Raw genomic sequence first — 17,340 nt, 5'->3', positions numbered from 1 at the left:
TGGCTGGTCTGCTGGGGCACTCGGCTGCCGTCCTGTTGGCGTGCATCGCGTTCTGGGGCTTGGCCTTCGGTGGGACGGCGACGCTGTTCCAGACCGCCTCGGCGCGAGCCGCTGGCGAAGCGCCGGATCTGGCGCAGTCCATGCTGGTCACTGTCTGGAACGCGGGCATGGCGGGCGGTGGCCTTCTCGGCGCCGCGCTCTTGTCCTCGTATGGAGCCGCGGCGCTGCCCTGGGCTGTGCTGGCCCTGCTGGCTGCAGCGAGCCTGTCGGCGGCCCATGCAACCTGGGACGCGGTACTCCCATCAACCTCGAATCACTCCAACCTCAACAAAAGGAAAATCCAATGAACATCGACCTGAACGGCAAAATCGCGATCGTTAGCGGATCCACCGCCGGCATTGGCCTCGCCATCGCTCGCGGGCTCGCCGCTGCCGGTGCACGCGTCGTCGTCACCGGCCGCACGGAGGCGCGCGTCCAGCACGCCATCGAAGACATTCGCGGCACGGTGCCTGGGGCTGATCTCGACGGCGTCGCCGCGGACCTGGCTACCGCAGCGGGCGCCGCGACGCTCGCCGAACGCGCGCCGCACGCCGACATCCTTGTCAACAACCTCGGCACCGCCAGCGCTCCGAAGACTTTCAGCGAACTCACCGACGACGACTGGCTGAACCTCTTCAACTTCAACGTCATGAGCGGCGTGCGCCTGACTCGCCGATACCTGCAGGGCATGGTGGACCGGGGCTGGGGCCGCGTGGTCTTCATCAGCAGCGAGTCCGCTCTGCACATTCCGAAGGACATGATCGAATACGCGATGACGAAGACGGCTCAGCTCGCGATCTCGCGAGGGGTGGCCGAAACCGTCGCCGGTACCGGGGTGACGGTCAATTCCGTTCTGCCGGGGCCGACCAGCTCGGAGATTTTCACGAACTGGCTGGAGCCGGTGGCGCGCGAACAAGGCAAGACTCTGGAGCAGGTGCAGAAAGACTTCGTCGACACGAAGCGCCCGAGTTCGCTGCTGGGCCGCTTCGCGACCACCGAGGAGGTCGCGAACATGGTGGTCTACATCTGCTCGACGCAGGCCTCCGCTACGACGGGCGCCGCATTGCGCGTCGATGGTGGCATCGTGCGATCGATCGGCTGATGACCGGAGGGCTTGGTCATCCACCGTTCGCCGGGTGGTAGACCGGGCCTTCAGCGCAATCGCTCGACGAGAACGATCCCGCAGGCAAGGGCGCCGCCGAAGCTGGGAGCTTGCTCAAACTTGCGCGGGACCTTTGAGTATCGGCCGGCTGACACCACAGCCGGTCCGGCCGCTGCACACGCCGCTGCACCATGACTACGGTCCGAAGAGCCGCGCCGCGTCCAACGCAGCCGGCGCCCGCGCGCGAGGTAATGCTCGATGGCCAGCGTCTGCTGCGCCGGTGAGTGTTTGGCTTGGTGCGCGCATAGCCGTGCGGTAGATCCGAGCCCTGCTCATACGATTGATACCAGCCCTTCAGAGCGTTTGTCCACTGGTCGGATACAGCGGCTCGATCACGGCAATCAAGCGGCTCCAAGGCACGACACGCTCCATCTCGGCAAGAAACTTCTCGCGGCGCGTTCGCTTCTTCTTCAATGCGTACTCGGCGCTGGCAAAGCTGCGTTGGTTCATGTCCGTTGCCCTCGAAATTTGATGCTCTCGGTGCATGCATGAGGCGTGCCGGGATCTATCAATAAATCAGCGTCTCCCTAGCGTTTGATGGGTGTAAATGTCCTCCGTCGGGCCATGCAACTTCAGATAACGCGCCTTGGCCACCAACTCAATGGCAAGGCACAAGAGAAACTCAGCGGTGAGGAGCGCATGAAAGATCGCTGCGCCTTCATCGATAGCCGTTGCTCCGTTCGGAGCCGGCTCTGTGCTACCACTGAAGAATGTCCTGGTCTAAGGAATTCGCACACTCGGATGGGCCGCCGAGCATCAGCGCATCCGTCAACTCGAAGCCGAGAACAAGCAACTGCGAGGCGATGTGGATACGTTAAAAAAACCTCGGCCTTCTTTGCCCGCGAACTGCGATGAGCTTCCAATTCATCGAGCAGCTGCAACACAAGGACAACGCCGTGCCGGTGGAGCAACTCTGCCGGGTGCTGGAGGTCAGCCGCTCAGGCTACTACGCGGCACGCAAACGCAGGCAGATCCCGCCTGCAGTATGCCAAGCCAGCGTGCATTTGAAAGCTGCATTCGCCGCCAGTGGTGGTGCTTATGGGTACCGTCGGATGCGGGCGTCACTGAGCAGCCAGTGCATGCACATTTGTGAGAAGGTGGTGCAGCGCTTGATGAATCATGAGCGCCTGGTCGCTGCGACGCCCAAGCGGCGTCGGTATGGTTCCTATCTGGGCGAGATCAGTCCAGCGCCAGAAAACCTCGTCAACCGCAACTTCACCGCGGGTGCTCCCAACGAGAAATGGCTCACCGACATCTCGGAGTTCCACATTCCGGCAGGCAAGGTGTACCTGTCGCCCGTGATCGACTGCTTCGATGGCAAGGTGGTCAGTTGGACGATCGGGATGCGCCCGGACGCGCAGCGCATGAACACGATGCTGGATGCCGCTATGGAGACGATCGACATCGGCAGCAACGGGCCTGTCGTGCATTCGGATCGCGGTGCCCACTATCGATGGCCGGGATGGCTGGCACGTATCGCGGATGCCGAGCTGACGCGTTCGATGTGATTACCGACGAAGCTTGGGCCTCATGGCATATCCAGGGGAGCGCCCTCGCTCTATGCCTAGTCGGCGATATTGCACTCTTGGCGCAGCAGCGCCAACGCATCCTCGGTGGCTTGCACCCCGTCGCTGCGCAGCACAGGCTCGGCTTCGTCGATGAAGGCGTTCCACAGGTGCAGGTAGTCGCGCCGCAGCGACACCGGGGCGTGCTGCAGCACGAACTGCCGGGGCAGATCGGCATCCAGGCCTGAGGTCCGGATCTTCTTGACCAAGGTTGCTGCGGTCTTTCCGGTCAGCAGCGTGGCGTGTTTGCCGTGCGTGGCGATGCGCAGGAACAGTGTCAGCAGCGAACTGTCGTCGCTGTGGCCCGCGGTGGCCTTCTTCCACAAGAGGCTGTCGCTGCGCTCGAAATGGTCCAGGTCAGCCATGGTGTCCTCGGACCAGAAATAGCGGCCCAGGAGGGCCGGCGTTTGGTCGAAGAGCTTGCGCACGCTGAGCGTGGCATCCAGAATCCGGGGCATGTCCTGCACGACAGAAGCCCGCACGGACTTCACCACCGCCAGGTACTTCGCCGGCAGGTCTTTGGGCAAGCCCATGGGGACCGGCGCCGCCTGGTCATCGGCCCGCGACGCGTATTTCGTACGCAGGCCCAGCACCATCTTCTCGAACGCGGTCCAATCCGGCATGGCGCTGCGCCGGCATGCGCGCACCAGCAGCGCTGTGCGCATTACGGCCTCCGCGTCCTTGCCGGCATCCTCCAGGTCATCGGCATCCAGGCCCAGCTGGGCCGCCATCCAGACGGCTGCTTCCACCAAGGTGGTAGCGAGGCTGCGCGCGGCGCGCTCGGCCTGGTACTCGGGCAGGCTGCGCAGGGACCATTTGGCAAGCAAGGGGATGTGCTTGTCTTTGAAGACTCCGTGCTCCTGCATGCCGAAATGGCTGCTCTGGGGCATGGCGATCAGCGCCTTGAGCATGTCTGAGCCGCCCTTGGAGCGCGACAGCAAACTGTGGTCGCGCAGGGACTCGGCGGCCTGATTCAGGTCGCCGCCGGTCGAATGTTCCAGGTACAAGCTCACCAGGTTGATCAGCCGGTCCCTGGCTCTTTCCAGGTCGGGCCGCAGGTACTCGGTGCCGAAATAGCGCGCGATCTGCACCATGCCCTTGGGCGCTTCCTGGCACATGGCGGCCAGCTTGTCGGACGCGATGATGCCGTGGCGCACGCCGTGCTGCAGGGCCTTCTCGAAGAAGGGCCGCTCGTCGAACAGAGCGACGGGCTGGGGGGCAATATGCGAGGGCGTGGACATCGTGGATTCAGGCGCTGTGGATGGGGCCGTCAGATCGCCGACTCTTCCTCGTCGTCGCGCGCCGCCGGTGTGCCGTGGCCGCGGTCGGTGTCGCGGGTCTCCACGCGCGTGTCTTCTTCATCAGACTCTTCCTCGTTCCCCACGCCGAGGTTATGGGCGCGCGCCTGTGCACGCAAGACGAGCAAGGTCTCGGTGAACAGGTCGGGGCACTCGTAGCGCATGCGCCAGGCCAGCTCCATCCAGTCCTGGTCGGCCACCTCGTCCAGATGGACCCTGGGGCTGAGGTAGGCCGACGCCAGCAGCTCGGACTCGGACATCATCTCGCCGTCTTCTTCATCGGTGTCAAAGTTCCCGCTGCGGGCGAAGGATTCGATGCGCGCCCACTTCTCGGCGAAGTAGTTGGCCATGGCTTCGCTGCCGCCCTCCAGATCGCCCACGGCGGTCAAGAACGCCACTGGGTCCGCGTCCTCCCGGAAGACGATGGCGTTCACCATGCCGCGCAGGTGCGTGTGGGTGAGATCCTTGTAGCGCTTCTCAATGACGATGGCGTGCGCGAACTGCGCGGGGGTGACCAGCAGGCTCACAACCGACTCGCGGGACGGGTCGTACTCGCGCATCACTGCCAGGATGTCCTTGGGCTCCAACTGGTCCAGCACCACCATCAGCGCGCTGTCGCCCTCGGTGTCGGCCAGTTCTGTGAGGGCGGACTCGGCGCCGGCAATGTCGCCTGCGGCAATCAGGCTCTGGGTCTTCGTGATCAGGGCGAGGTGGTTCATTGAGGTGGGTGCTTTGCGCGCGGGTCAATTCAGTCTTTGCGGTCGAAGCCGTGCTCGGCCATCCAGTCAGCGCGGGCGTCCTCGCGGGTCTGGCCATCGGCGTCGTCCAGGTCGTCGGCCGACAGCGGATGGCGATCGTCCGTGTCGTGCTCGGCATCGGGGTTGTCCGCGTCTTCTTCGCTGTCGTCCTGGTCGCCTGTAAGGACTGGCGCATGCCGAGTGCTGCCCGCCATGTATTCCAAAGCGGCAGCCACGCTCAGGAAGTTGTCACCGGCGGCCTGCTCACGCAGCAATTGCACGGTGGCCTTGGCCCAGGGGGCGATGTCGATGCTTTCCCGCAGGCTCTCCCACGCGGTAAGGTCTCCGGACTCGCAGGTCAGCAACTGGTCCATAGCCGGCGTGGACGTGAAGTGGAAGGCCTTGTGCAGCAAGACCGCCACCATCTCGGGAGCAACTTCCAGCATGTTGACCAGGAACGCCATCTCGCTGCGCCGCTCGGCCAGCCGCCGGTCCAGCACGAACTGCCCATCGGAGTCGTGGCGCATGTCGTCGAGTTCGGCCAGGTAGGAGGAATGCAGATTGCGGAAGAAGGGGGATACGTGCATCGAGGCCTAGATGAGCCGTTGAAAATAGTCTGACCAGATACCGCGCGCCGTTTCGATCGGATCGTCGAGAAGATTACGCTTGCGGTTGTTGTCGTAGGTCTCACGCTTGGCCGGGTCGCCGAGGATGTCATAGGCCTCCTGTACTACGCGGAAACGCGTGGCGGCATCCGGGGCAGAGCTGCGGTCCGGGTGGTGTCGGGCGGCTTGGCGGCGGTAGGCCTTCTTGATGTCCGCCAGGCTCGCGCTACTACTGACACCCAGGGCGAGATAGTGGTCTTGCATGCGGTGCCTTCGTGCGTTACGGGTGTCACGGCGAACCGCAAAAGGCGACGATTCTGCATGATCTTTGGTCAGAAGCCCGGTGCTGGGTGACACGGCATTGGCTTCGCCTTGATGCCAGGCCTTCTTTCAAGGTCCGATTGATGCCTTAGTCTCGCGGATGCGCTGCCGACGCTCGCTGGTCGTCGGCCTGATACACCGCGGAGGTATTGCAGGCTGGGTTGGGAGCCCGGTGCAGCCCGTGAACTTAAAAAATCAGCCGCGAGGGCGATGAACGCCCTCTGGACCATCGCCATGGTTCGAATGAGAAATGATGCCCGCACCCGCGACTACGTCGTCAGGCGCACCGAAGAGGGCTTGTCGAAAAAGGAAATCCATCGCTGCCTCAAGCGCTACATCGTTCGCGAGCTTTACCCGCTGATCCTTGCCGACTTGGCGGACTCCGTGCGCCCCGCTTGACATAGGAGCGTCAACGCCTTGGCCGAGACCATCAACGGACTCTACAAAGCCGAATTGATTCATCGCCGAGCACCGTGGAAGACCAAGGAGGCCGTGGAATTCGCGACGCTCGAATGGGTGTCCTGGTTCAACAACCAACGGCTGCTCGAACCCATCGGGTACATCCCGCCTGCAGAAGCTGAGGCAAACTACTACCGGCAACTCGCCAGTCAAGCCACCACGGTGGCGGCCTGACTTAAACCAATCAGCCTCCACGAATCCCGGGGCGATTCACAGTCGTGACGAACACAGGTCTTTGGGGTGGCAGTTTGCTGGTCTCTTTAGGGCAGATGCTGGCGCAGACTCGGCGCGAGCTCGTCGTCTTTTCGCCGTACTGGCGCGTTGAAGGCGTCAAGTCTCTTCTTGCGGCTGTTGGACGCGCTCGCTATGACGGCGTATCCGTCATCGTCTACACACAATCAGCGAATCGGATCGCCACGGAAGACCAGCAGGGCGTTCGATGTTTTAAGAACTTGCTTCAAATCGCAGGTGCGAAAGTAGCGATCCTTGCGCCCAAGACGATTAATGGAGCATCGCCGTTCATTCATGCAAAACTTATGATTGCAGACGGCGTGCGCGCGTACGTAGGGAGCGCAAACTTCACGAGTTCAGGACTTGACTACTCAATAGAGTCAGGTGTCATGGTCGAGGGGGAAGTCGCGCGTTCGTTTGGTAAATGGGCTCAGGCGTTGTCAGCTAGCTGTTCGCTCTGGCCGGATGGCCATTAAGCGTAACGACTATAGCGTTGATCCTTTGCTGCAAACGCAGGAAGCATAGACCTATTTTTCTCCTTGATCTTTGCGCGCCTTAAGTTTAGGCAGTGATAACTGTCGTTATCGTTAGCGACACTTCGGAAGCGTGCAGCAGCCGCAAAGCGGTTGACCGTTGATAGCCCGTTAGCGACGCCAATGTTGGCGGCACGACTGCTATGCAGCGATTGCCGACGTTCCGTTCGCTTATTGGAACGTCCGTTTCAAGACTGATTCCAGCCCCCTTAGAAAACACACATCGGCCTCCGTCGCCGGCCTGTGAAAGGCTGTGCAGTGCAGACAGTATCCTTCAGGACAACCAGGATTCGACCGAAAAACTCTGACTCGTCTCGCTTGACGCTGTACGCGCACAAGACCGTCTGACGCTGGCAGACTGTTTTTGTTGCGAACCTGCGTGGTGTCCTCTGACACGCCGCTTCTTTTAGGTCCACCACCGGCCTAAGCGCGTGTGGCGCGACCTGCAACCCTTCGTGTCGCACTGCAAGCGTTTTGAACTGAGATCCCGTGGCTGCCAACAAAACCTCCGAAGAAAAAGCGTCTCTCAAAAGCGGTCGAGCGCGCCTGTGGGCCATGGGACCGGCGGCCGAAACGCTGCGCATCTGGTGGTGGGCAGCTGTTACCGGCGCGCTCGCTGCGGCTGCCGTCGTGGGCTTCCGGTGGTTGACGCAATGGTTCGAAGAACTCGCGACCGGGCGGCGCGGCGGACTGGTCGAAGCCGCGTTATCGTTGTCGCCCTGGCACCGCGCGCTGGTCTGCACCGCGGGCGGCTTGCTCGCAGGACTGGTCCTGCAAGGCGGAACGGCCTGGGCCAGGCGGAGCCCGGGCGGCGCGGCGAACCTCGACTACATCGATGCCGCGCGCGCAGGAAGAGTCGACCTGAACGATCGAACGACGTTGACACGCACCGTGTCCGCGCTCTTTTCCGTCGGCACGGGCGCTTCCATCGGACGCGAAGGGCCGATGGTCCAACTGGCTGCCTGGGTCAGTGCGCGGCTGGCACGACTCGTCGCGACGGCGCCGGAACAACGCAACACGCTGCTGGTGTGCGGCATCGCCGCAGGCATCGGCTCGGCCTATCACGCACCCATCGCCGGCGTCGTCTTCGTTCTTGAACTGGCGCTCGGTTTCCTCGCGCGCCATACGGTCGCTCCGGTGCTGATCGCGTCGGCCACGGCCAGTTCACTGATCTACTGGCTGGTCGAACCCAAACCGCTCTACGACGTTCCGCCTGTCGTCATGGCACCGACGAGCCTCGGCATCGCCTTGCTCGCCGGCGTGCTGTTCGGCGGGTTGGGCTGGGGGTTGCTGGCGCTGCTCGAATCAGGGCGAAGCTGCTTCGCGCGAATCCGTACGCCAGTCCTGCGCCTGGGACTCGGGGGCTTGCTCGTGGGGCTGTTGTCGGCCTGGGTGCCGCAGGTCTGGGGCAATGGCTACAGCGTGGTGTCGCAGGTGCTTCACGGTGACCACGCCTGGCAATGGCTCGCGTGGGTGCTGCTCGCAAAAGTGGTGGCGACGACGCTGAGTTCGGGCAGCGGTGCGATCGGCGGTGTGTTCACGCCATCGCTTTTCGTCGGGGCGACCGCTGGAAGTGTCTTGGCCCAAGTGGCGGCGCTCTGGTTGCCGGCGGCGTGGGTGGGCGATCCGCGTCTGCTCGCGGTGGTCGGCATGGCGGCGGTGCTGGCCGCAGTCACCCATGCGCCGCTGATGGCGATCGTGATGGTGCTGGAGATGACAAATCAATTCCAGCTCACCGTTCCAGTGATGCTGGCCTGCGGCGTGGCTTATGCGATCAGCACGCAGTTCGGTGCCCGCCCCCTCTACGGCAACCCGATCGAATCGCCGCGAACAGTCGAACAACGCCCCGACCTACTAGACCTAGGACAACAGCAAAAATAGCTGAGTAGCGGAACTTCGGCGGCCCTCGGCTTGTCCCTCAAGCCACCATCATCATGTCGTGGCTTTGCGAACAGGGTTTTGACAGGAGCTTGTGACTCTCGATTCCTACAACATGCCTTGATCGCCGCGATCATAGTTTTAAAACGCGGAGGCAGTCATCAGCCATGAGCACGGCTTTCTTCCAAAAAACATAGAGACATCCAGATGCATTTCCATCGATTAGTCAAATTCATCTTTGCCGCCATTGCTCTTGGCGGGCTTGCCGTCCCCATGGCTTGGGCCCAAGGATCCCTTAACGTGTATGGCCCAGGTGGACCTGCCCCTGCGATGAAGGAAGCTGCCGCGGCTTTCGGCAAAGCGAACAACATCACTGTCAATGTTTCGGCTGGGCCCACCTCTCAATGGGTGGAGCAAGCCAAAAAGAACGCTGACGTCGTCTTCAGCGGCGCCGAAAACATGATGACCGATTTTGCCAAAGCATTACCGGGCTCCTTCGACCTTGCGCAGGCCGAACCGATCTATCTGCGACCGGTCGCGATTCTGGTTCGGCCGGGCAACCCCAAGGCCATCAAAGGTTTTCGGGACTTGCTTGCTCCTGGCGTCAAGGTGTTGATTGTCGCCGGAGCAGGGCAGACCGGATTGTGGGAGGACGTGGCAGGCCGAACGGGTGATCTTTCGATGGTCAAGGCATTCCGAAAGAACATGGTCTTTCCTGAATCCGCAAACAGCGGAGCTGCCAAAGACACCTGGGTGAAGGACAAAAGCATTGACGCGTGGCTCATCTGGGACATCTGGCAGGTAGCCAACCCAGAACTCGCGCAGCTTGTGGAGATGGATGAACCGTTTCGGATCTACCGGGATGCTGGCGTTGTGATCACCCGCAAGGGCGAGTCAAACTCACAAGCCAAGGCCTTCGTAGCCTTCCTGCAGTCACCAGAAGGCCAAAAAAATCTTTACCAAGTGGGGCTGGAATGCACGCTGACCCTGTGAAATCGTCCCGTCGCGACGTGCTGTCGTTTCTCGCCGCGTCTCTGGTGCCTGGAACGATTGTGTTGGGTGCAAAGAACGCATTTGCCCAGGATTCCGAGCTTGCACTGCCACCTGGGTCCAGGTTGTTGCGCGAACTTTCATCGACCCTCGCCAAAGCGCCGCGACGCAGGGACTTCAAGACGGTGCCGATGATTCTGGACAGCCGTGACCAGTGGGACCACGAAGCGTTGGACGCTGTGCTTGCATACCGCGGCAACCCCAAGCAAGCCTTCGATAACACGGAAATCGATGGGCCTTGGCTCAATTTGATGCGCAACTCGATGAATGCGCAGGTCTTCTCGTTTCGGCACCCAAACTTCCTTTGTGTGTCTGCGACGCACGGAACGGCGCACCTCGCGCTTTACGACGATTTCATTTGGACGAAGTACGAATTCGCAAAACTCACCAAGGGAAAGTTGGACACCAATACCTTTTCAAAAGTCCCCGATGCGGGCACGCACGGATTCGATGACGTGCAGAAGGCAGACGGGTTTTATTCGTCGGAGGCCAACAGCATCCCGGTGCTTCAACGCCGTGGCGCCGTCTTCATTGCATGCCATAACCAAGTTTGGGAGATTACCGGAGCAAGGATCAAAGCTGGCGTCAATCCTGATGGTTTGTCGCATGAAGCGATGGCTGCGGAATTCACCAACCACTTGATTGCAGGCGTCGTCCTGAGTCCCGGTGCGATTGGCACGTTGCCTGAGCTATTGCGCAAGGGGTTCACTTACGCCAAGTAGCGGACTTCCGCGGCCAGACGTCAAGCACTGGCGTTGCAGGTACTGCTCTTTTTCAGGAAACGGCTCATGTTTCGAACCATGGTGGCCCTGATGGGCTGCTTTTTATATCGTCGGATACAGCATTGATTCATCGGCTGGCACGGTGCGACTGACCGTAAAAGAGGACACTGCAATTTATCCTCTACGACAGCAGTGCGCGAACGACCCTTCGCCAAATCGGGGATTTGAGTTCACTGTGCCTGAAGTCGACAAGCTGGCCGACTTTCACCGCGATCTCAATGATCCCACGCTGGTTCTCCAACTCAGAGTGAGCGCCTACCCAAAACACTCCCTGCGGCAGAAAAAGCGTTTGGCATGGTCATGTGCACGAAATCAAATTCGGGCAGCGAACTTTTAACGCCCGGATCTGCCGCCTCACGAGATACGGAAGGCAAGCACGACAGCGCCCAGCGCAAGCAATCCCAGCGCCACAATGAAAACGACCTCGGCCCATGCTTCGAGACGTGCCTCCCAACGATAGGCGCGCATCGCGACGAACGACATCAGCGCACTGCCTAGAAAAACCAGCGCATCGATCGCCAGCAGCTTGTCGACAAGCATGTGCCACTCGCTTGCGGTTGGCCCGAGGTGACTGATCGACAGTACCGTCATGCACACGCCGATCATGGTGGCCGACGTCGGCAGGATGTGAGCGGACAAGCCACTCGGTTTGCGCTTCACGCTGGTTTCGATGAGCGGGCGATCGATGTTCTTGCGTGTGTCCATCATGTTGTCCTTTGAGAAGAGAACCTTTCAGCTCATGTTCACGCAATCAACGATTGGGCGCATCGCCAAGAGATAGCCGTCGACGGCGAAACGACGATCCCAAGACGATGCAGGGCTGTCGCCAAATGGAATTCGTGGAGACATGATTTTTTCAGACCGTTAGGAGTTCATCGGTGGCCGGGGAAGATGAGTTGGGTTTCGAGGCCATCCGCTGCGCCGCGCAGCAAGCTCAGCGAGCCGCCGTAGCGGTCCGCGATCGCTTTGACGATCGCCAGTCCGAGCCCGCTGCCGCCGACGCCGCGACGCCAGAACCGCTCCACTGCATGTGCGCACTCTTCGTCGGTCAGGCCAGGCCCCTGGTCTCCAACCAAAAAATGCACTGTCCCTGAATCTGCACATTCCACACGAACGAAGACGGTGCTACCAGCGCCATGGCGCAGCGAGTTGTCGATCAAATTGCGCAGCGCCGAATTCAACAACGGTGCAGGAACCATGACGGTGATAGGCCCGGGCGGGCATTCGATCTGGATGTTCTGCGCTACGGAGGGATTGGCCTGCGCATCGTCGACAGCCTGCCGAACTGCGGTCGTTGCATCGGCGGGCGCAAACTCGCCGGCTGCCGGTCGGCCGTCCAGTCGGGCAAGCATGAGCAGTTGGTCAAGCGTCGCCTGCAATCGCAATACACCGCTCTCTGCAGAGCTCAATGCCTGGCCAGCCAAACCTTCGTGTTCTGGCCTGCTGGAGGCGAGCTGCAAGACTTGCAGGTTGGTCTTGATGCCCGTGAGGGGCGAGCGCAGCTCATGCGCCGCGTCATCGGTGAATCGACGCTCGCGATCGATCGCTGCATGTGTGCGAGCCAACAGACGCTCTACCGTTTCCACGAGCGGGCGCAGCTCAGGCGGTGGAGACATGGCCGGCAGGGCACTGGCGTCGTCAGGCCGTCGAAGCGCGAGGGCCACACGCAATTGTTCCAGCGGTCGGAGCCCGCGGCCAATGCCGAACCACAGCAGCACGAGGCTGCCTGTCAACGCTAAGGCGAAGGGGATGCCTGCGGTCAGTGCGATGTCGCGCAAAAGATTTTCTCGCACATCAATGCGATCGGCAGTTGCAATTCGGATGCCTCCTTGCTCGAGGACGTAAGTTCTCCACTCCTTGCCACCGAAGCTTCGCGTGGTGTAGCCCGTTGGCGCACTTGCCAGACTCGGACTGCCGGTGGTGCGTGCGACAGTCTGGAACATTACCTCACCCCGCAGCAGGCTGACCTCGCAAGCCAGGCCGTCGCGCGCAATGACATCGAGAGGCGACGCAGACTGCGAAGAGCTTCCCGGTGGCGCGCCCGCCGGAAGCTGGAGCATGAGACCCGCCACCATCCTTGCCGAGGCCGCGAGGCGATCGTCCAGTGCGGAACGAAGTTCATTGCGCACGTCGATGAGCATCCAGACTGCCACCAGACTCCAGACGCTCAACAACGACACACCGATGATGCTCAGCAAACGCAGCCGCAGGCTCCATGGCCGTCTGGTGACCTGCGCCGATCGCCCGGTGGAGGGCAATGGGGTGTCCGCTGGTACTTCCGCTTTCAACCGAGGTGCATTCACGACGTCGGGTCCCCCAGGCGATACCCCTGACCACGCACCGTTTCGACGATCGAAGGTCCAAGCTTGCGTCGCAGGTGATGGATGTGCACGTTGACGGCATTGCTCTCCACATCCTGATCGAAGCCGTACAGACTGTCTCGCAGGTGGTCGCCGGTCAAAATCTGGCGCGGGTGCTGCAACAGTGCTCGCAGCAAAGCGAGCTCACGTCGAGAAAGCTCGACCGGCATGCCATGAAGGTGCACCTCACCTGTGGACACTTCAAAGGTCAGCGCACCATGGCTGATGCGGTCTGCGCTGCGCCCCGCCGCGCGGCGCAGCAAGGCGTGTAGCCGCGCAACAAGTTCTGCAAGGTCAAAGGGCTTGAGCAGGTAGTCATCTGCGCCCGCCTGCAGTCCTGCCACGCGGTGTTCGACAGCATCTCGCGCTGTCAGTACAAGGACAGGCAGGTGCTGCTCGCGGGTTCGCCAACGGCGCAGAAGATCCATGCCATCTTCATCGGGCAATCCCAGGTCGAGGATGCAGACATCGAACGAGGCCCCGTCCTGTGCAGCCTGCGCGGCGGCGGCGGTGGCGACGCGGTGAACGGTCATGCCGTGCAACTGCAGGCCTGCCACGACTCCGGTGGCAATCAGCTCATCGTCTTCGACCACAAGGACATGCATAGGTATGGGAGGCGCTCGTCGACCCTTCGTTCAATCAGCAACGCCAGGCTTCAATGTCGCACGGTCGCCGATGCCGGTGTTAACGCTGCCTTAATCGCGCTTTGCCATGATCACGCAATGCCACTTTCTGAACGCAAATCCGTTGTGATCATTTCATCTTTCCAAGCCGGTCTGCAGCGGCTCCTTGTCATGACCTTCGTCATGGCGATGGGCCTCTGGTCCGGCTTCGGGCATGCCGAAACCACTTTTCTGGCGGCTGATCAAGCGTTCGTCTTGAAGGTAGAGCAGCCCGCTCAACCCGGCGAGCCGGTGGTGCTTCGGTGGACCATCGCGCCGGGCTACTACCTCTACCGCGATCGGCTGGAAGTGACTGCAAAGCCATCCGGCGCGGAGCTCGCGGTGGACCGGCCTGCAGGCGAAACCAAGACGGATCCCGCCTTTGGTCCGGTGGAGGTCTACCACGGCCAACTGGTCGTGCCCGTGCGTTCCGAGGCTGCGAAGTCGTTGCACGTTACGTGGCAAGGGTGTGCCGAAGCGGGGCTGTGCTACCCGCCGCAGACCAGAGAGATCGCGCTGAGCGCGATCAGCGGTCCGTCCCTGGCCGGGCCCTCGGGTAAGGCCTCGGGTGAGGTCTTGCCGGGGTCATGGTCTCAGATGAGCAGCAGCAATGACGGAGCCATCCAGTCGCTGCTGCAAAGCCATTCCCTGCTGTGGGCCATTCCAATTTTCTTCGCCTTGGGCATTGCGCTCGCTTTCACGCCGTGCGTGCTTCCGATGGTTCCGATCCTCTCGAGCATTGTGGTGGGTCGCGGTGCGGCTCCGCGGCGTACGTTGGCCTTGTCGTTGGCTTTCGTGGTTCCCATGGCCGTGACCTACGCGGGCTTGGGCGTGGTTGCTGCCCTGGCGGGCGCGAATCTGCAGGCGATGCTGCAGAACCGCTGGGCCCTGTACGGCCTGGGGGCGGTGTTCGTCGTTCTTGCCGCGAGCATGTTCGGCTTCTTCACCTTGCAACTCCCGCGACAGGTAAGAAACAGCCTGGACGACGCGAGCCGCCAGCAAAAAGGCGGCACGCTGCTGGGAGCCTGCGCCATGGGCTTTCTCTCGGCGTTGCTGGTCGGTCCCTGCATGACAGCGCCACTTGCCGGAACGTTGCTCTACATCGCGCAAAGCGGCAACGCCATCCACGGCGGCGTGCTCCTGCTTTCATTGGGCCTCGGCATGGGTCTGCCGCTGCTGATGATCGCCACCGTCGGTTCAAAATACCTGCCCGCGCCCGGTCCATGGATGGACCGCGTCAAAGGGGCCTTTGGGTTTTTGCTGCTCGCCACGGCCGTCTGGATGGTCCAGCGAGTAGTGGCTCCTTCGATGGCGTTGGCCCTGTGGGGGGCACTGCTCGTAGCGCTTTCGGTGGCGCTGTTTCAGCTGGGTCGCGATCGGGTGAGACCGTCGGCCGGAGCGGGCCAGGGCCTGAGCGTCGTGGCTCCCGCCATTGCCGTGTTGGTGGGGCTTTGGGGCGGCGCGATGTGGCTGGGTGCAGCCGCCGGCGCTGCGGATCCGTGGCAGCCGCTTGCGTTTTTGGCGGGCAACCGGGGCACGGGCAACGAGACGATCCAGACCGGCGCTCGGATGCCTCGCTTCCAGAGCGTTGACAGTGCGCAGGCTTTGACTTCCCAGATCGATGCAGCGCGGGCTGCCGGCAAGCCGGTCCTGCTGGATTTCTATGCCGACTGGTGCGTCTCTTGCAAAAGCATCGAAGCAGAAGTGTTCGGTGACCCGAAAGTGGCTCGTGCGCTTGAGGGAGCGGTTTTGCTGCGGGCCGATGTGACCGCCAGCACGCCGGAGCAACTCGCGCTGATGCGCCGATACCAGGTCATCGGACCGCCGACCGTCATGCTCTTCGACGCACAGGGCCAGGAGCGACGTGCCGCGCGGCTGGTGGGCGAATTCGACTCGAACGACCTCATCAAACGCCTTCCTGTTTCGGGAGAGGTGTCGTCATGACCGGCGCGTTGCAAGTTGGCCCTTTCACGCTGCCATGGCAGTTGCTGGCGGTTCTCGTGGCGATCGCGGTGTCGTCGTTCGTCGGCCATCGGCTGGGACGCCGCGCAGGCATCGACGTCGACCCGCAGCTGTTCCGCACGCTGCTCGTGGCGGTCGTCGTGGCGCGACTTGCTTTTGTCATTCTCTTTTTTGATGCTTATCGCTCAAGTCCTTTGGGCATTCTGGACATCCGCGACGGTGGATGGCGTCCTCTGCCAGGATTGTTCGCTGCATGGCTCTACGCCCTTTGGTTGGGGTTGCGTTCGCGTCCGATGCGACTTGCGGTGTGGGGCGCGCTCGGCAGCGCCACTTTGGTTTGGTCTGCCGCCAGCCTGGCCCTTTTTCTCACGGCCACAGCCAACACGCCACTGCCATCCATCAGTCTCAACGCGCTGGACGGCCGGCAGGTGTCATTGCAGCAGTTCCAGGGCAAACCCACCGTCGTGAACCTCTGGGCCACCTGGTGTCCGCCTTGCCGGCGAGAAATGCCGGTACTCGCCCAGGCCCAGGCCACTCACGCAGACGTCAATTTCGTGTTCCTGAACCAGGGCGAAGCCGCTGAGAAAGTGGGTGACTTTCTCTCGAAGGAAAAGCTCGCGCTGCACAACGTCCTGCTCGACCGTCAGGGCGAAGCCTCCGGCCGGTTCGGTCAGCGTGCGTTGCCCACGACCCTGTTCTTCGACGCCACCGGCCATCTTGTCGATACCCGCATCGGGGAAGTTTCTCTGGCGACGCTCACGGAGCGTCTGCAAGCCATCCGGGTCACACCGTCTTCCACTCCAACTTCTCTTCTTGAACCATGACCACGAATTGTTCTACCGCGTCCTTGATCACGACCAGACGGCTGCATCAAAGGGTGGCTGTCGCGTGCCTGCTGGGGCTGCAAAGCATCTCTTGGGCACAAGCCCGGCCGGAGAGCAGGCCCGACACGCTGCACGCACTGGAAGCCAAAGGCATCACGGTCGTGGGTTCGTTTCCAGCGGCAGGCGGCCTGACCGCGTGGGCGGCCTACATGGGACAGACCCCCGTGGCGCTCTATGCCACGCCGGATGGCAAACACATGGTGGCGGGCACCATGCTGGACGCCAAAGGTGACGATGTGAACCAGGCCGCGCTGCAGCAGGCCGTGGCCAAACCCATGACAGACGGCGCCTGGTCGCAGGTCGAGCGCAGCGCGTGGATCGCTGACGGCTCGGACAAGGCGCCGAAGATCGTCTATGTAGTGACGGACCCGAACTGCCCGTATTGCAACAAGCTGTGGTCCGATGCAAGGCCGTGGGTCGACAGCGGCAAGGTGCAACTGCGCCACATCATGGTCGGGATCCTTACGCCGACCAGCGCCGGCAAGGCAGCGGCTCTGCTGGCCGACAAGAACCCTTCAGCCGCGCTTGACGCGCACGAACGCGCTAACGTCGCCGCCAACGCAAAAGTGATGGCCGCAGGCCGCCCCAAGCCACTTGGCAACGACGGATTGAAGCCGATGACGACCATTCCGCCAGCCATCGACGCCAAGCTGGAGGCCAATGCGAAATTGATGGCCTCGTTGCGCCTGCAGGCGACGCCCGCGTTGATCTGGCGCGACGCAAAAGGGATGTTGCAGACCCGGACGGGCGCACCCGACAACGCGCTGCCAGCCATTTTTGGAACGCTTTGATCGACTTGCACAAGACAGGAG

The 17,340-nt window shown here is 62.0% G+C and carries 16 protein-coding genes and 4 pseudogenes; 12 read left to right on the top strand and 8 right to left on the bottom strand.

Annotated features, from left to right (window positions below; all coding sequences use genetic code 11):
* Together QN397_RS22835 and QN397_RS22830 are read left to right on the top strand one after the other, a co-directional pair.
* A pseudogene (locus tag QN397_RS22835) lies at positions 1 to 347 on the top strand (hypothetical protein); the annotation flags it as partial.
* Positions 344 to 1,141: an SDR family NAD(P)-dependent oxidoreductase gene (locus QN397_RS22830; protein ID WP_323501983.1), complete on the top strand. Its 798-nt coding sequence runs from the start codon at positions 344 to 346 to the stop codon at positions 1,139 to 1,141. The pseudogene QN397_RS22835 and the gene QN397_RS22830, both read left to right, overlap by 4 nt.
* 363 nt (positions 1,142 to 1,504) lie before the next feature.
* Here the strand turns inward: QN397_RS22830 and QN397_RS22825 are convergent.
* Positions 1,505 to 1,651, bottom strand: a pseudogene (locus QN397_RS22825) (IS5/IS1182 family transposase); the annotation flags it as partial.
* Between the two features lie 392 nt (positions 1,652 to 2,043).
* On the opposite strand from QN397_RS22825, the pseudogene QN397_RS22820 reads away from it, so the two are divergent.
* Positions 2,044 to 2,706: pseudogene (locus QN397_RS22820) on the top strand (IS3 family transposase); the annotation flags it as partial.
* A 59-nt stretch (positions 2,707 to 2,765) separates the two neighbouring features.
* Here the strand turns inward: QN397_RS22820 and QN397_RS22815 are convergent.
* The 4 genes from QN397_RS22815 to QN397_RS22800 are packed head-to-tail and all read right to left on the bottom strand — an operon-like array spanning position 2,766 to position 5,670.
* Complete coding sequence (locus QN397_RS22815; protein ID WP_323501982.1) at positions 2,766 to 4,007, bottom strand: hypothetical protein; 1,242 nt, start codon at positions 4,005 to 4,007, stop codon at positions 2,766 to 2,768.
* A gap of 29 nt (positions 4,008 to 4,036) precedes the next feature.
* On the bottom strand, positions 4,037 to 4,783 hold the full coding sequence (locus QN397_RS22810) for a hypothetical protein (RefSeq protein WP_323501981.1): 747 nt from the start codon (positions 4,781 to 4,783) through the stop codon (positions 4,037 to 4,039).
* Positions 4,784 to 4,812: 29 nt separating this feature from the next.
* The gene (locus QN397_RS22805) at positions 4,813 to 5,388 is read right to left on the bottom strand and encodes a hypothetical protein (RefSeq protein ID WP_323501980.1); all 576 of its coding nucleotides are present in this window, start codon (positions 5,386 to 5,388) and stop codon (positions 4,813 to 4,815) included.
* Positions 5,389 to 5,394: 6 nt separating this feature from the next.
* Positions 5,395 to 5,670 carry a DnaJ domain-containing protein gene (locus tag QN397_RS22800; protein WP_323501979.1) on the bottom strand — a complete coding sequence of 92 codons (276 nt, stop codon included), beginning with the start codon at positions 5,668 to 5,670 and terminating at the stop codon, positions 5,395 to 5,397.
* A 267-nt stretch (positions 5,671 to 5,937) separates the two neighbouring features.
* Between QN397_RS22800 and QN397_RS22795 the strand changes: the two genes are divergently transcribed.
* The 6 genes and pseudogenes from QN397_RS22795 to QN397_RS22770 all read left to right on the top strand — a co-directional run bounded on the left by QN397_RS22795 (position 5,938) and on the right by QN397_RS22770 (position 10,600).
* Positions 5,938 to 6,126: a hypothetical protein gene (locus QN397_RS22795; RefSeq protein WP_416352354.1), complete on the top strand. Its 189-nt coding sequence runs from the start codon at positions 5,938 to 5,940 to the stop codon at positions 6,124 to 6,126.
* Between the two features lie 12 nt (positions 6,127 to 6,138).
* Positions 6,139 to 6,360, top strand: a pseudogene (locus QN397_RS22790) (IS3 family transposase); the annotation flags it as partial.
* 44 nt (positions 6,361 to 6,404) lie between these two features.
* The gene (locus QN397_RS22785) at positions 6,405 to 6,893 is read left to right on the top strand and encodes a phospholipase D-like domain-containing protein (protein WP_323501978.1); all 489 of its coding nucleotides are present in this window, start codon (positions 6,405 to 6,407) and stop codon (positions 6,891 to 6,893) included.
* Positions 6,894 to 7,439: 546 nt separating this feature from the next.
* On the top strand, positions 7,440 to 8,831 hold the full coding sequence (locus QN397_RS22780) for a chloride channel protein (protein ID WP_323501977.1): 1,392 nt from the start codon (positions 7,440 to 7,442) through the stop codon (positions 8,829 to 8,831).
* A 204-nt stretch (positions 8,832 to 9,035) separates the two neighbouring features.
* On the top strand, positions 9,036 to 9,821 hold the full coding sequence (locus tag QN397_RS22775) for an extracellular solute-binding protein (protein ID WP_323501976.1): 786 nt from the start codon (positions 9,036 to 9,038) through the stop codon (positions 9,819 to 9,821).
* Positions 9,803 to 10,600 (top strand): transcriptional initiation protein Tat, encoded by a 798-nt coding sequence (locus QN397_RS22770; RefSeq protein WP_323501975.1) that lies wholly within the window; start codon positions 9,803 to 9,805, stop codon positions 10,598 to 10,600. Before QN397_RS22775 ends, QN397_RS22770 begins: the two co-directional genes overlap by 19 nt.
* Before the next feature lie 414 nt (positions 10,601 to 11,014).
* Here the strand turns inward: QN397_RS22770 and QN397_RS22765 are convergent, their stop codons facing one another.
* The 3 genes from QN397_RS22765 to QN397_RS22755 all read right to left on the bottom strand — a co-directional run bounded on the left by QN397_RS22765 (position 11,015) and on the right by QN397_RS22755 (position 13,625).
* Positions 11,015 to 11,365, bottom strand: coding sequence for a hypothetical protein (locus QN397_RS22765; RefSeq protein ID WP_323501974.1), 351 nt, complete (start codon positions 11,363 to 11,365; stop codon positions 11,015 to 11,017).
* Between the two features lie 167 nt (positions 11,366 to 11,532).
* Positions 11,533 to 12,918, bottom strand: coding sequence for an ATP-binding protein (locus QN397_RS22760; RefSeq protein WP_323501973.1), 1,386 nt, complete (start codon positions 12,916 to 12,918; stop codon positions 11,533 to 11,535).
* 41 nt (positions 12,919 to 12,959) lie between these two features.
* Complete coding sequence (locus QN397_RS22755; RefSeq protein ID WP_323501972.1) at positions 12,960 to 13,625, bottom strand: response regulator; 666 nt, start codon at positions 13,623 to 13,625, stop codon at positions 12,960 to 12,962.
* On the opposite strand from QN397_RS22755, the gene dsbD reads away from it, so the two are divergent.
* From dsbD to dsbG, 3 genes are read left to right on the top strand one after another with little or no spacing between them, the layout of a single operon-like run.
* Positions 13,557 to 15,626 carry a protein-disulfide reductase DsbD gene (gene dsbD, locus QN397_RS22750; protein ID WP_323501971.1) on the top strand — a complete coding sequence of 690 codons (2,070 nt, stop codon included), beginning with the start codon at positions 13,557 to 13,559 and terminating at the stop codon, positions 15,624 to 15,626. The two genes, QN397_RS22755 and dsbD, sit on opposite strands and share 69 nt — an antisense overlap.
* Positions 15,623 to 16,468, top strand: a complete 846-nt coding sequence (locus tag QN397_RS22745) for a TlpA disulfide reductase family protein (RefSeq protein ID WP_323501970.1) — start codon at positions 15,623 to 15,625, stop codon at positions 16,466 to 16,468. Before dsbD ends, QN397_RS22745 begins: the two co-directional genes overlap by 4 nt.
* Entirely contained in the window at positions 16,465 to 17,319 is an 855-nt protein-coding gene (dsbG, locus tag QN397_RS22740; protein ID WP_323501969.1) for a thiol:disulfide interchange protein DsbG, read from the top strand. Before QN397_RS22745 ends, dsbG begins: the two co-directional genes overlap by 4 nt.
* The last annotated feature ends 21 nt before the right edge of the window (positions 17,320 to 17,340 follow it).

The organism is Variovorax sp. RTB1, assembly GCF_035018765.1.
GTDB lineage: Bacteria > Pseudomonadota > Gammaproteobacteria > Burkholderiales > Burkholderiaceae_C > Variovorax.
This window is presented reverse-complemented; position numbering and strand designations above follow the sequence as displayed.

Bases quoted from the DNA above. Each gene is read 5' to 3' on its own strand.
- QN397_RS22755 (WP_323501972.1), bottom strand. From the start codon at position 13,625: ATGCATGTCCTTGTGGTCGAAGACGATGAGCTGATTGCCACCGGAGTC.
- QN397_RS22795 (WP_416352354.1), top strand. From the start codon at position 5,938: ATGAACGCCCTCTGGACCATCGCCATGGTTCGAATGAGAAATGATGCC.
- QN397_RS22810 (WP_323501981.1), bottom strand. From the start codon at position 4,783: ATGAACCACCTCGCCCTGATCACGAAGACCCAGAGCCTGATTGCCGCA.
- QN397_RS22815 (WP_323501982.1), bottom strand. From the start codon at position 4,007: ATGTCCACGCCCTCGCATATTGCCCCCCAGCCCGTCGCTCTGTTCGAC.
- QN397_RS22775 (WP_323501976.1), top strand. From the start codon at position 9,036: ATGCATTTCCATCGATTAGTCAAATTCATCTTTGCCGCCATTGCTCTT.
- QN397_RS22765 (WP_323501974.1), bottom strand. From the start codon at position 11,365: ATGGACACACGCAAGAACATCGATCGCCCGCTCATCGAAACCAGCGTG.
- QN397_RS22770 (WP_323501975.1), top strand. From the start codon at position 9,803: ATGCACGCTGACCCTGTGAAATCGTCCCGTCGCGACGTGCTGTCGTTT.
- QN397_RS22805 (WP_323501980.1), bottom strand. From the start codon at position 5,388: ATGCACGTATCCCCCTTCTTCCGCAATCTGCATTCCTCCTACCTGGCC.
- QN397_RS22745 (WP_323501970.1), top strand. From the start codon at position 15,623: ATGACCGGCGCGTTGCAAGTTGGCCCTTTCACGCTGCCATGGCAGTTG.
- QN397_RS22800 (WP_323501979.1), bottom strand. From the start codon at position 5,670: ATGCAAGACCACTATCTCGCCCTGGGTGTCAGTAGTAGCGCGAGCCTG.
- QN397_RS22830 (WP_323501983.1), top strand. From the start codon at position 344: ATGAACATCGACCTGAACGGCAAAATCGCGATCGTTAGCGGATCCACC.
- dsbG (WP_323501969.1), top strand. From the start codon at position 16,465: ATGACCACGAATTGTTCTACCGCGTCCTTGATCACGACCAGACGGCTG.